13 protein-coding genes are annotated in these 12,728 nt (G+C 66.5%); 3 read left to right on the forward strand and 10 right to left on the reverse strand.

The genetic code is table 11. The features are described 5' to 3' along the window. Positions 1 to 56: 56 nt before the first annotated feature. The 9 genes from HMPREF1224_RS15225 to HMPREF1224_RS15265 all read right to left on the reverse strand — a co-directional run bounded on the left by HMPREF1224_RS15225 (position 57) and on the right by HMPREF1224_RS15265 (position 8,061). The gene (locus HMPREF1224_RS15225; RefSeq protein ID WP_003097718.1) at positions 57 to 1,136 is read right to left on the reverse strand and encodes a type II secretion system minor pseudopilin; all 1,080 of its coding nucleotides are present in this window, start codon (positions 1,134 to 1,136) and stop codon (positions 57 to 59) included. Then, positions 1,126 to 1,716, reverse strand: coding sequence for a PulJ/GspJ family protein (locus HMPREF1224_RS15230; protein ID WP_003097720.1), 591 nt, complete (start codon positions 1,714 to 1,716; stop codon positions 1,126 to 1,128). Before HMPREF1224_RS15230 ends, HMPREF1224_RS15225 begins: the two co-directional genes overlap by 11 nt. After that, positions 1,713 to 2,138 carry a PulJ/GspJ family protein gene (locus tag HMPREF1224_RS15235; protein WP_003116709.1) on the reverse strand — a complete coding sequence of 142 codons (426 nt, stop codon included), beginning with the start codon at positions 2,136 to 2,138 and terminating at the stop codon, positions 1,713 to 1,715. Before HMPREF1224_RS15235 ends, HMPREF1224_RS15230 begins: the two co-directional genes overlap by 4 nt. Continuing rightward, positions 2,138 to 2,548, reverse strand: coding sequence for a prepilin-type N-terminal cleavage/methylation domain-containing protein (locus HMPREF1224_RS15240; RefSeq protein WP_003097723.1), 411 nt, complete (start codon positions 2,546 to 2,548; stop codon positions 2,138 to 2,140). The genes HMPREF1224_RS15235 and HMPREF1224_RS15240 overlap by 1 nt, the downstream gene beginning before the upstream one ends. Further along, positions 2,517 to 2,951: a type II secretion system major pseudopilin GspG gene (gene gspG / locus HMPREF1224_RS15245; RefSeq protein WP_003110089.1), complete on the reverse strand. Its 435-nt coding sequence runs from the start codon at positions 2,949 to 2,951 to the stop codon at positions 2,517 to 2,519. Before gspG ends, HMPREF1224_RS15240 begins: the two co-directional genes overlap by 32 nt. 53 nt (positions 2,952 to 3,004) lie before the next feature. Then, entirely contained in the window at positions 3,005 to 4,192 is a 1,188-nt protein-coding gene (locus tag HMPREF1224_RS15250; protein ID WP_003097729.1) for a type II secretion system F family protein, read from the reverse strand. A 4-nt stretch (positions 4,193 to 4,196) separates the two neighbouring features. Continuing rightward, entirely contained in the window at positions 4,197 to 5,924 is a 1,728-nt protein-coding gene (locus HMPREF1224_RS15255) for a GspE/PulE family protein (RefSeq protein ID WP_003122595.1), read from the reverse strand. Continuing rightward, positions 5,914 to 6,717: an ABC transporter permease gene (locus HMPREF1224_RS15260; protein WP_003097732.1), complete on the reverse strand. Its 804-nt coding sequence runs from the start codon at positions 6,715 to 6,717 to the stop codon at positions 5,914 to 5,916. Before HMPREF1224_RS15260 ends, HMPREF1224_RS15255 begins: the two co-directional genes overlap by 11 nt. Before the next feature lie 591 nt (positions 6,718 to 7,308). Beyond that, entirely contained in the window at positions 7,309 to 8,061 is a 753-nt protein-coding gene (locus HMPREF1224_RS15265) for a class I SAM-dependent methyltransferase (protein ID WP_010793085.1), read from the reverse strand. Between the two features lie 225 nt (positions 8,062 to 8,286). Here HMPREF1224_RS15265 and HMPREF1224_RS15270 point away from each other — a divergent pair, with 225 nt between their 5' ends. From HMPREF1224_RS15270 to HMPREF1224_RS15280, 3 genes are all read left to right on the forward strand, one after another. Beyond that, on the forward strand, positions 8,287 to 9,261 hold the full coding sequence (locus HMPREF1224_RS15270; protein WP_003097735.1) for a quinone oxidoreductase family protein: 975 nt from the start codon (positions 8,287 to 8,289) through the stop codon (positions 9,259 to 9,261). A gap of 22 nt (positions 9,262 to 9,283) precedes the next feature. Next, positions 9,284 to 10,213 (forward strand): LysR family transcriptional regulator, encoded by a 930-nt coding sequence (locus tag HMPREF1224_RS15275; RefSeq protein ID WP_003160458.1) that lies wholly within the window; start codon positions 9,284 to 9,286, stop codon positions 10,211 to 10,213. Positions 10,214 to 10,395: 182 nt separating this feature from the next. Continuing rightward, on the forward strand, positions 10,396 to 11,637 hold the full coding sequence (locus tag HMPREF1224_RS15280; RefSeq protein ID WP_010793086.1) for a dienelactone hydrolase family protein: 1,242 nt from the start codon (positions 10,396 to 10,398) through the stop codon (positions 11,635 to 11,637). A gap of 7 nt (positions 11,638 to 11,644) precedes the next feature. On the opposite strand, the gene HMPREF1224_RS15285 is transcribed toward HMPREF1224_RS15280, so the two are convergent. Then, positions 11,645 to 12,607, reverse strand: a complete 963-nt coding sequence (locus HMPREF1224_RS15285; RefSeq protein WP_003090528.1) for a threo-3-hydroxy-L-aspartate ammonia-lyase — start codon at positions 12,605 to 12,607, stop codon at positions 11,645 to 11,647. Positions 12,608 to 12,728: the final 121 nt, after the last annotated feature.

The following is a 12,728-nucleotide window of genomic DNA, read 5'->3' on the forward strand; positions in this document are numbered from 1 at the left end:
CGCGCCGCGCCAACCCTGTACCTCTACGTACCCACTCAAGCTGCGCCCGGCCATCCTTACCACGGCCTTGCCACAAGCGGGGCGGCAAGAACCCCGGGGGCGATATCGGGATGCAGCGGAGGATTCGAGTAGCGATCATTTATCTTCACGGACCTCTTCGAGAGAAGCTGCCAGGGTGGCAGCAGGCGGTGCTCTGAGTTGAAGCGGACCTCGTATTCCGTCCCCTGCTCGGCTCCTGGCGGGTAGAGCCGAATCGACAGGACCGGACTGGCCAGGCGCGCCCATCCATCCTCGGGAACCAGCCTCGCATGACCCCCGAGGATGTCATGCAGGTCCGACATCCGGGTGAACGGACGCTGCCAGCGGGCTTGCAGCAGTCGGCCGACAGCGTCCTCCGGTAGTCCCCAGGCAAGAGACAGGATTCGGGCATCCGCAGTGTTGATGTTCAGCGCCGCCTCGTCCGCCGCAACCAGATCGCGCCAACCGGCGTCGAGCAAATGCGCTTCCCAGGGGCGCCAGGCCTCCAGCCGGAAGACTTCCATCACCGAGCGCAACGGACGGCGCCGGGCCTGGCCCGGAGAGGACCTGTCGCTGGCTTGCGCGGCACTACCCAGTCGTGGAGCGGCGCCGGGATAGAGATAGCTGAACCATTGGGCGACCATGACCTGCACCTGCTCGGCGGGAACCCCCAACCCCGCCAGCAGCCTGGACAGTACCCGCGGATCGATGCCGGAAAGACTGAGGCGCGCAGAGCGATCGAGCAGCGCAACGCACCAGCCATTGGCCATGCAGAACTCCCGGCCATCCAGAGGCAGCTCCCCGCCAATGGGCAGGATCGAAGTGTCCATGTCCACCTTGCTCGGCGCGGCGCCAGCATTTCCCGGTACGCTCAGGCCCGCGACGGTATAGCGCTGGGTAGCCACCAGCCATTGGACCCGCGCCAGCAAGGCATGCTCCTCCAGCTCACGAAGCAGCACCTTGCGCCGGTTTTCCGTGGCATCCAGCGAGCGCCCGACCCAGAGTACAGCGGCACTGGCCAGCAGGGTCATGATGGCCAGGAACCAGACCACTCCGACCAGAACGAAGCCAGACGAGCGGGCAGACGCCGCATGTCGGCGTGCGCCATCAGAAATCATGTTCGGCGGGCCTCGCTCTGGGCAGTGCGACCGCGACAAGGACAAACAGGCGCTCCTCGGGAGCCGCCAGTGCCATCGCCTCGGGAAGGGTATCGGCCAGTTGCGCGCTCGGCGGCCAGTCCCGGTGCCACTGGCCGTGACCGTCCAGATAGCGGAAGCGAGCTTCGCCGCGCAGATGCAGGAGGGGCCAGCGACTGTCCTCCAGCCTTCGCACATAGATCAACTCGGTCCGGTCCTCTCCTGCCCGCCGCTCAAGCCGGAAGGCCAAGGGCGTCGGGATGCCCGCACGGCGATCCAGGGCCGCGGCAGACATGGCCTCGAAACTGAGTTCGTCCCCTCGCAGACGCCAGCGGACCTCGCCAGCCTCGGGAGCGACCAGGTTCTCCACCGCATCACGGAACCAATCGAAGGTCAGCGCCCGGACCTGTCCGCGCCCCAGGCTCTGGTGCAAGGACTGGTTGGCCTTGCTGGCATAGCTCAACCCTTGCATGAGCAACGTGCCGATGAAGGAAACGACCAGCAGCACCACGATCATCTCGAGCAGGGTGAATGCACCCTGTTTTCGTCGCGAGCGGATCATGGTCCATCACCCAGTCGCGCTGGGATGACCACGTACCCGGGAAGCTCCAGTTGCAGCGTCTGCGGCGTTCCATCGCCGGCCCGGATGCTGGCGACGACCCTGAACAAGGTCACGTCGTAGATGCCCGGACTGCCGCTATGGCGGCCCACCGCCGCTTTCGACGCGGACAGCGGCGAACTTCGCCACTCCAGCCGGTAATGCCCCAGCCGGGCCCTGCCTGCGGGTTCGAGCGCAGGGTTCATGCGCTCCAGATAGGCCATCGCCACCCGGGCCGTCTCGATGCGCAGCTCGGCCGCCTCGACCCGCTGCATGCTCCGAAAGGCACTGTTGAGCCAGGCGAATAGCGCACCGCCGACCACTGCCAGGAGCGTCAGCGCAACCACCGCCTCCAGGAGCGTGAAGCCTTCCTGCCGCGCCGGCATCAGCGGATCGTCCCGGGCGCGCAGAGGGGTGGCTGAAGCAGCAGCGTATGTGTCGCGCGCCCATGATGGACCTGCAACTTTCCGCCCAGGCAAACTCCGTTTGCCATGTAACGTATCGGCGGCCGAGCAGTAACCGTCCAGCCATCGGGCAGTCGCAGCAACTGCTCGGGAACCGCCCCGCTCTCACCAATGAGCAGCTCCCGCCCATCGCTGCGCACGCGATAGCCCAAGGTCTGCAATTGATTGAACAGATCGTCCAGCGCGGTCCTGCGCGCCCAGGTCTCCTGCATCCTCACCAGGCCGGGCAACGCCACCGCAGCAATGGCCCCGACGATCACCAGCACCACCAGCAGTTCGAGCAAGGTGAACGCGGCCTGGTCAACGTTTGGGCGCGTAACCGACATCGGCATCCAGGCCTTTCCCACCGGGCTGCCCATCCGCGCCCTGGCTGTAGAGAGTGAAGGGTTGTTCGGCACTCGGCCTGTCGCTGTACAGGTAAGGCCGGTTCCAGGGGTCCAGCGGTACGCCGCCCTCGAGGTAGGGCCCGTGCCAGAAGGCCCCGAGACGTTCATCGGAAGGCGGCGTGTTGAGTAGCGCCAGGCCTTCTTCTTCGGTCGGCAGCCGGCCGATGTCCAGGCGCATGGTGAGCAACGCGCCCTTGAGCATCTTCACCTGGGTATCCGCCGTCTGCGCCTTCGCCTTGTCGGCCTGATTGAACAGTCGCGGCCCGACGAGCCCCATCAGCATGCCGATAATCACCAACACCACAATCATCTCGAGCAGGGTGAAGCCCTGTTGTGCAGCTCTGTTCATACGGTTTCCACTTCACGTCTCATCCAACCAGCCGCGGCATCGATACCCGGCATTCAAAGCACCATGTCGTTGGCGCTGGTAATCGCCAGTACCACGCCGGTAATGATCAGGCCGAACACAGAGCCGATCAGCAGGATCGCCAAAGGCTCGATCAGTACCAGGGCCTTTTTCATTCGCGCCTGCCCGGCCTCTCCATAGAGCGTCGCCAGGCTCTGCAGCATCTCCGCGAGCTGCCCGGAGGCCTCTCCAACCCGCACCAGGCTCGAACCGATGGACGTGACCGCCTGGCGCTCCTCCAACGCTGCCGACAAGGCGATGCCGGCCCGCACATCCTGGGTGACTCGCTCCAGGGTCCGGCGCTGCCGGGCAATGCGGACGCCAGCGGCGGAAAGCAGCAGGGCCTCCACCAGCGGCACACGATTTCCCAGCAGGGTTCCAAGCACCTTCGACCATTGCGCTATTTCCGCCTGCATCAACCATTCCCCGACTACGGGCAGGCGCACCAACTGGTCGAGCGCATGGGCGCGGAGCGCCGGATTGCGCAGCGCCACGGCGATGCCGCCAGCAAGCAGCAGGACGGCGAACGCCAGCAAGCCGGAACTCTCGTTGCTCCATACCCCGATGCTCAGCACTGCCCAGGCAAGCCACGGGAGCTGGGCAGTCTCGTTCAGGAGATTGGCGAATTTCGGAACGACGAAGACGAACAGGGTCGCCACGGCGAGCACCCCGCTGAGCACCAGAATCGCAGGGTAGATCAGCGCCCCTTGCAACTCGGCGCGGGTTCGCCGTTCGTATTCCATCTGCGTGGCACAGTCCCTCAAGGCTCCTGCGAGGTTTCCGGTCATCTCGCCGGCCGCCACCAGTTGATATACATAGCGCGGCAAGTCGAGGCCGGCGCTCTCCAGCACCACGGGAAAGGATTGCCCCTGGCGCAGACCATTGGCCATCGCCTGCAGGGCGGTAATCAACTTCGGGTGGCGCGCGCCTCGCTCCTGAGCCTCCACCGCGTCGGCCATGCTCACTCCCGCCGCGAGCATGGTGGCCAGCTCGTGGATGGCCATGTTCAATTCCTCGGCCTTGAGCCGACGTCGCGAGCCTAGGTTGCGGCGTTTCACCTCCAGGCTGAGCGGGGTGAGCCCCTGGCGCTGCAACTGCCGCAGCGCATCCTGGCGCGTGGGGAGGCAGAGTTCACCACGAACGCGCCTGCCCTTGCGATCGACGGCCTGGTAGATGAAATTCATGGGCTTAGCCGCTGGTCACGCGATGCACCTCGTCAAGACTGGTCATACCCAACCAGGCCTTGATCAAGCCATCTTCACGCAGATTGCGCTGTCCCTGGCTGGCGGCAAGCCGATGCATCTGTTCGAGGGAAGCCCTCTGCACGATCAGGTCGCGCATCTCGGAAGACAGATCGACGAGTTCGTAGATGCCCACACGGCCGCTGTAGCCGGTACCTTCGCAGCGGCCGCAGCCTCGCGCCACGCGCCATTGCGCTGCCTGCCCCGGGAACAGCCGCGCGGTGGCCGCCTGGGTCGCTGCCAGATCGGCCGCAGCAAGGGTTGGCTCGCAAGGTTCCGCGCAGTGGGCGCACAACCTGCGCACCAGTCGCTGGGCCTGGACACCGCGCACCGGCGAAGCCACCAGGAAGGGTTCCACGCCCATGTCGATCAAACGCGTGAAGGCGCTCACCGCATCGTTGGTATGCAGGGTCGAAAGCACCAGGTGACCGGTGAGCGAGGACTGTACGGCGATCTCCGCCGTCTCCAGGTCGCGTATCTCCCCGATCATGATCACATCGGGATCCTGCCGCAGGATCGAGCGCAAGGCGGCAGCGAAGGTCAGGCCGATGTCGGCATGGACCTGGACCTGGGTGATATTGGGCACCTGGTATTCCACGGGATCTTCCACGCTGATGAGCTTGCGCACGCCATCATTGATTTCCTCCAGCGCGCCATAGAGCGTGGTGGACTTGCCCGATCCGGTGGGGCCGGTCACCAGGATGATGCCGTGGGGTTCCGCTACCCATGCACGCATCCTCCGCAAGTGGTCCGGGAGCATCCCGAGCCGGTCCAGGCGCAACCCCTCGCGCTCCTTCGGCAACAGGCGCATGACCACCGATTCGCCATGCACCCCTGGCAAGGTGGAGACCCGCACGTCGAGCTCCGTACCGCTGACCCGGATGCTCATGCGTCCATCCTGCGGCAACCGTCGCTCCGCGATGTCGATGGCGGAGATCAGCTTGATCCGCGAGACGACCGCCGCGAATCGCTCGCGGGGAAGGCTCAGTTGGTCGTGCAGGACGCCGTCGACGCGGAAGCGGATACGGAAGTCGAACTCCCGGGGTTCGATGTGAATATCCGAAGAACGCTTTTCCATGGCCTGGCTCATCACGTTGTTGACGAGTTCGACTACCGGCGCCTCCTCCGCCAACTCCCGCAGGTAACGGATGTCTTCGCTGCCGTAGGCGTGCCGATCCGCACCTTGCCGGGCCAGGTCCAGGGAGTGCTCCAACCAGCCGTCCAGATCCTGGGAGCGGCACAGCACTGCTTGAATCGAGCGCTCCGGATAGAAATAGCCCAGGGTTTCGCGTATCGAAGGAGATAACGGATCACGCGCCGCGAACAGCAGTTGCTCGCCCTCCTCCCAGACCACCAGTTGCTCTTCGACGAACCAGTCGGTATTGATCGGGGTACTGAGCAGGAATGCGGCGATGGACTCTTCGCTCGGCTTCCGCAGGTCGTCCCCCACCAGCGGCAACCGCAGTTGCTCCGCCAGCACCTGCATGAGGGTATTTTCCGAGATGGCTCCGGAACGCACGAGAATGCCTCCCAGACGGCCGCCAAGCCGGCGTTGCAGGTCGAGCGCCCGCTCGAGTTCCTGGCCGCTCACCAACCCGCGTTCGAGCAAACGCTGCCCCAGCGGTATCCACTCGGCCGTCATCTGCGGGCCCGGGGAAACGGCCTCAGAGGACATCTGCAAAACCTTCCTGAACCCGACGGAACCAGAGGAAGCCCGATGAACAGACCAGCAGAGACGCAACGCAATAAACGCTGAAGACCCCAAGGGTCGGATAGGGAGCATCGAAAAGGATCGCCCTGACCATTTCCACCGGGATCGTCAGCGGATTGAGGTACAGGTAGGGCTGCATTACCGGCGGCAAGGAAGACAGCGGATAGAACACCGGGCTGATGAATAGCAGAAGCACCAGGAGAAACTGGACGAACTGCCCTATGTCGCGAACATAGACCCCGAGTCCCGCGAGGAACCACGCCAGCCCCGTCACGCAGAGCAGGAAGGGGAGCAGGGCAAGCGGTAGCAGAACCAGTTGCCAGCCTGGCTCGACGCCGCTGAAGAGAAGAAAGATACAGAGCACCAGGTAGCCGAGCATGGCGTTGAAGAAAGCGGCCAGCAGCGGTGTGAGGGGGAGTATCTCCAGGGGAAAAACCAGCTTCTTCACGTAGTTGGCGTTGGCCTGGATGATAGTCGGGGCCCTGGACAGGCTTTCAGCGAGGATCCCGTTCAGCAGGAGTCCGGAAAACAGGGTCAAGGCGAAGGAGAGCGTGCTCTGGCTTCCACCCCAGCGCGACTTCAGCACGAAGCCGAAGACAAACGTATAGATCAGCAAGAGCAGGAACGGCGAGACGATGATCCAGATGCGGCCCAACATGGCGTCGCGATAACGCAGTTCGACCTCGCGCCGGGTCATGACCAGCAGGAGCCTGATGCGACTGGCGAGACTGGCCGGTACCAAGAGGGAACCACTCACAGAAAAACTCTCCACGGCGAAGAAGAACAGAACCCGCTAACCATGAAGGATCGAAGCGAGCGGGGCCATCAGCCCCCACTACTTCTGGCGTAAGGTTTTTCTGATTCAAGAAGAGCCTTCAGAAGGCCGGAGCAAGCCGGCACTCTCGCCAACTCGATCTCCCATCGGCTCCGTACCTGCTGGAAAGCACGTGGGTAACCCCGACAATGGCAACGGCTCTCAAGGTGAGGGGCCGGACTGCGCGGAGTGCACCCTCGATTCAGCAGCCAGCGGCAGGGAAACCGGGACGAAAGCAAGACTCATCCTGCAATCGGGGCGATTTCTTCATAGCGCTGGAAAACCTCGCTCAGTGAAACGAAAGCACGCACTGAGCGCCCCGTACGCCAGGAACTGGCAACCTGCACGCCGACCCGGCCTGGGGCGGCATGGCGAGTTCGACGAATACGACTCGGCGCACCACCTGCCCCCTGTGCCCGCGCTCAAGCGACGCCGCGGCTGCCAAGGGGTTGCAGCGACCTGCGTAGACGGCAGGCGGACGCGATCGGCGCTCTCCCCGCCGTCATGGTTGAGTTTCGGATTGCGTCCGATGGCTCAGCGGATCACCCCGGCGCGCACCGTCAGCGGCCAACTGACCCGATAGCGCGTCTGCGGGTCGCCCCAGGCTTCGCGCAGCTCATCGACGAACGCGGCGCCCGGATCCTGGCCAAGGGCCTTGCCGGCCTCCTTCACCGCCGACCAGGTACCGACATAGCCCAGCAGTTCGTCCAGGGTCCAGGCCACCTCGATGGCCAGGTCCGGCAGGCGACGCTCCTCGAAGGGGAACGGCAGACTGCGGTAGCCCTCCTCCACGTGGCGCCGCTCGGCAGGCCAGTAGGGGCCGACGACCTGGTGGTAGAAGTGCTGGACCAGCGGTTCCATGGGTCCGTCGACATGCAATACGCCATAGGTAACCAGGGCCAGGATGGCGTCCGCGCGGGCCACACGCCGGACTTCCTCGTAGAAGCGCGGCAGGTCCAGCCAGTGGGCGGCCTGGGCGACCGTCACCAGGTCGGCGCTGGCCGCCGCCAGTCCGCTGTCCTCGGCCAGGGCCACGCGATACTCGACCCGCTCGCGCGCCTGCGCCTTGTCGATCTGCGCGGCGCTGGCGTCGGTACCGACCACCCGTTCGAAACGCTCGGCCAACAGCACCGTGAGCTGTCCGGTGCCGCAGCCGCAGTCCAGGGCCAGGCGGGTGCCGGGGCAGAGCGCGGCCAGCTCGTCGACCAACCGCGCCGGGTAGGTCGGACGATGTGCGGCGTAGTTCGCCGAACCCGTGGAGAAATGATCCTTGAAAGGTGCCGTCATGGGACTCTCCCGAAATGATCCCGGCGACCACAGGGACCATGGCCGTCCAGGCTGCCGCCTTACACTAGGCGAATCCTGTCGATACGGAAACACGACTTTCGGTCACCTTGGAGCACCGTCTCACTACTGCATGCGGTGCAGCAATCAACTGCAAAGAACCTACCTGGTCATCCCCGGATGCTTCATTAGACTGCCGGAACGACGAACGCAGCCAAGGAGACCGCCATGCCCAGTCGCATCACCCTCAACGCAAACGGAGGCCCCGAGGTCCTGCGCCTGGAGCAAGTCCAGGCGCAGCAACCGGGCCCCGGCGAGGTCTGGCTGGAGCAGGCCGCCATCGGCGTCAATCCGCTGGACCTCGGCCAGCGCTCGGGAGCGGTACCGATTCCGCTGCCGTCCGGCCTCGGCCTGGAAGGCGCCGGAGTGGTCGCCGCGCTGGGTCCGGGAGTCTCCGGACTGGCGCCGGGCGACCGCGTCGCCTATGCCACCGGCCCGCTGGGCGCCTATGCCAGCGCCCGGCTCTACCCCGCCGAGCGCTTGCTGAAGCTGCCCGACACACTCGCTTTCGAGGACGCGGCGGCGCTGCTGTTCAAGGGCATCACCGCGCACTACCTGCTGCACGCCACCTACCCCGTCGGGCCCGGCACACGCATCCTGCTGTACGGCGCGGCGGGCGCCGTCGGCCAGTTGATGGCGGCCTGGGCCCGGCACCTGGGCGCCTGGGTGATCGGCGTGGTGTCGAAGGCGGAAAGCGTCGAGCGGGCCAGGGCTGCCGGCTGCGACGAGGTGCTGGTGTTCGACGCGGCCAGTCTCGCCGCCCAGGTCGCCGAGCTGACCGCCGGGCGCAAGGTCGATGTGGTCTACGACCCCATCGGTCGCGCTACCTTCGAGGCATCCCTGAACAGCTTGCGTCCGCGCGGCCTGCTGGTGTCCTTCGGCGCTACCTCCGGCGTGCCGCCAGCCGTCGAAGTCGCCACCCTCAACGCCAAGGGTTCGCTGTTCCTCACCCGTCCCTCGCTCGCCGCCCACACCGCCAACCCGGAGGAATACCGGCTACGCGCGCAGGCTGTGCTGCGCGCCCATGCAGACGGTGTCATCCAGCCCCGGGTCTGGCGGCGCTACCCGCTGGCCGAGGCGGCCGTGGCGCATACCGATCTGCTGGAGGGACGCTCGCAAGGCGCGCTGGTACTCTTGCCCTGACCCACCCGCAAGAGGCGCATGCATGCAACCGTTCGACAGCCGGCAGGCCGATGAAGTCGCCACGCTCCTGGCCCTGGCCGAGCACGGTTCGTTCGCCGCCGCCGGCCGCGCCCTGCAGCGACATCCCTCGGTGCTCTCGAAGCGGCTCGGCGCACTGGAGCGTCGCCTCGGCATCCGCCTGGTCGAACGCACCACCCGGCAACTGCGCTTCACCGATGAAGGCGAGCGCCTGGCGAGCCGCTTCCGCCAGGCCGTCGACCTGCTCGACGAGGCCGAGCACGAAGCCAGCCTGGGCGCCGCGCAACTGCGCGGACGCCTGCGCATCGCCCTGCCGTCGGCGATGGGCCGGCTCTGGCTCGGTCCGCTGCTGGCGGAGTTCGCCCTGGCGCATCCGCAGGTGGTGCTGGAAACCGACTATTCGGAGCGCTTCGTCGACATCATCGCGGAAGGCTTCGACCTCGCGATCCGGGTCGGCGAACTGGCCGACAGCCGCCTGGTGGCCAGGCGGCTGTGCGCCCATCGGCGCATCCTCGGTGCCGCTCCCGACTACCTGGAGCGGCATGGGGTACCGCGTATCCCGGCCGACCTGGCGGCACACAACTGCCTCGGCTTCAGCGGACTGCACTCGTACCCGGAATGGAAGCTGACCCGCCAGGACGAACAGCAGCCCGTGCGGGTACGCGGCTCGATGGTCAGCAACGACAACGAAGCCCTGCTCTGCGCCGCACGCCAGGGCCTGGGCATCTTCGCCGCCGGCGAGTGGCTGATGAGCCGCGACCTCGAAGCCGGCAGGCTGGTACGGGTGCTGCCGGAGTGGCAACTGGACGCCGACGCCGGCGTCTACCTGGTGCGCCCCTCGGCGCGCTACGCCACGGCGGCGGCCAGCGCGTTCCGCCAATGGGTGGAAGCGCGGTTCGCCGCTGGCCCGCCCTGGCAGCGCCAGCGGGCCTGAGCGGTATCCGCGAGCGGCTCGCCGAGGAGCGCGCCGCCTCCCGCCCCTCGCTCCCGGACAATCCGGATACCCTCCCGCCAGCATGCGGATAGCCAATGACCCGCCGACCGGTTCCTACTAGGCTGGTTCGCTTCGCTTTCCCGTTTTCCCACTCCAACAACAACCCGATGAGGAATCCAGGCATGGGACAGTACGTCAGCATCGCCGCGTCCGACGGCAGCGGCCGGTTCGACGCGTATCTCGCGCTCCCCGCCAGCGGCAAGGGGCCGGGCGTGGTGATCGGTCAGGAAATCTTCGGCGTCAACGCGAACATGCGCGCGGTGGCCGACCTGTACGCCGAAGAGGGCTACGTGGCCCTGGTCCCCGACCTGTTCTGGCGGCTGCAGCCGGGGGTCGACCTGGGCTACGACGAAGCGGCCTTCGCCAAGGCCATCGAGCTGTTCCAGCGCATCGACCTGGACGCCGCGGTGGACGACATCGCCGCCTGTATCGAGCACCTGCGCCAACGCGAGGAGGTGGTCCACGCCGGGATCGGCTTCGTCGGCTTCTGCATGGGCGGCAAGCTGGCCTACCTCGCCGCGACGCGCACCGACGTCTCCTGCTCGGTGGGCTACTACGGCATGGGCATCGAGGCGCTGCTCGACGAGGCGAAACAGATCAAGGGCCGGCTGGTGCTGCATTTCGCCGAACAGGACGCCTACTGCCCGCAGCAGGCCCGCGACGCGATCCTGCCCTGCCTGTGCAACCTGCCCAAGACCGAGTTGTACCTCTACCCCGGCGTCGATCACGCCTTCGCCCGCGTCGGCGGCATGCACTTCGACAAACCGGCCTACCTGATGGCTCACGAACGCAGCATCGCCGCCCTGAAGCGGGAGATTGGGCCGAACTTCGACCTCTCCGCGCTGTGGGACGAGCATGTGCGCCACGAGTTCGATACCCGCGACGTCGCCGCGACCATGGCGACCATGGTCGCCGAGCCCTACGTCAACCATGTCCCGACCCTCACCGGCGGCGTCGGCCAGCGCGAACTGAGCCGCTTCTACCGCCATCACTTCATCCACGGCAACCCGCCGGACATGACCCTCACGCCGATTTCGCGGACGGTGGGGGCGCTGCAGGTGGTCGACGAGTTCGTCATGCGCTTCACCCACAGCTGCGAGATCGACTGGCTGCTGCCCGGCGTCCCACCCACCGGGCGCTTCGTGGAAATCCCCATGCTCGGCGTGGTGCGCTTTCGCGGCGACCGCCTTTACCACGAGCACATCTATTGGGACCAGGCCGGCGTGCTGGTGCAGATCGGCCTGCTCGACCCGCAGGGCCTGCCGGTCGCGGGGGTGGAAAGCGCGCGCAAGCTGCTCGACGAAAGCCTGCCGTCGAACCGCCTGATGGCGCGCTGGGCAGCCAGCGAAGGACTCGGCCTCTAGCGGCCGGCTAGCCGCCGAGCAAGGCGCAGAAACGCGCCAGGTCGACGTTACCGCCGCTGAGCAGGATCCCGACCCGCTTGCCGCGCAATTCGTCCTTGCGCTGGCGGGCGGCGGCCAGGCCGAGGCAACCGGTGGGCTCGACCAGCAGCTTCATCCGCGCGGCGAGGAAGCGCATGCCATCCACCAGTTCGGCGTCGCTGGCGGTGAGGATGTCATCGACGTTGCGCTGGATCAGCGGGAAGGTGAGATTGCCCAAATGCTGGGTCTGGGCGCCATCGGCGAGGGTCTGCGGCGTATCGATATGCACGATGGCGCCGCTGCGCAGCGAACGCTGGCCATCGTTGCCGGCCTCCGGCTCCACCCCGTAGATCCGGCAGGCCGGCGCCAGCGCGCGGATCGCCAGGGCGCAGCCGGAGAGCAAGCCGCCGCCGCCGAGGGGCGCGAAGAAGGCGTCCAGCGGACCGACTTCTTCGAACAGTTCCTTGGCCGCGGTGCCCTGCCCGGCCAGCACGTCGGGGTGATCGTAGGGCGGGATCAGGGTCAGGCCATGGCGCTGCGCCAGGTCGCGGCCGATCTGCTCGCGATCTTCCGTATAGCGGTCATAGAGCACTACCTGCCCGCCGTAGCCACGGGTCGCCTCGATCTTCACCGCCGGCGCGTCGGCCGGCATCACGATGGTCGCCGGGATCCCCAGCAAGCGCGCCGAGAGGGCGATGGCCTGGGCGTGGTTGCCGGAGGAGAACGCCACCACTCCGGCGGCACGCTGCTCGGCGGAAAACCGCGACAGCGCGTTGAAGGCGCCGCGGAACTTGAACGCTCCCATGCGCTGCAGGTTTTCGCATTTGAAGAAGACTTCCGCGCCGAGTTCTTCGTCGAGGGTACGCGAGGACATCACCGGCGTGCGGTTGGCATGCCCGGCGATCCGCGCGGCGGCGGCGATCACATCGTCGTAGGTAGGCAGGTCGTGCATGGTCGGCTCCTCGGACCTTGGCAAAGAAGACAGGCAGGTCGCCAGGTTACCAGGCGAACGCCGCCAGCAGCGCCTGCGCGACAGCATCGGCGGCGGAAGACTGGCGGAGCCATTGACGAAG

Source organism: Pseudomonas sp. P179 (assembly GCF_000478485.2).
Lineage (GTDB): Bacteria > Pseudomonadota > Gammaproteobacteria > Pseudomonadales > Pseudomonadaceae > Pseudomonas > Pseudomonas aeruginosa.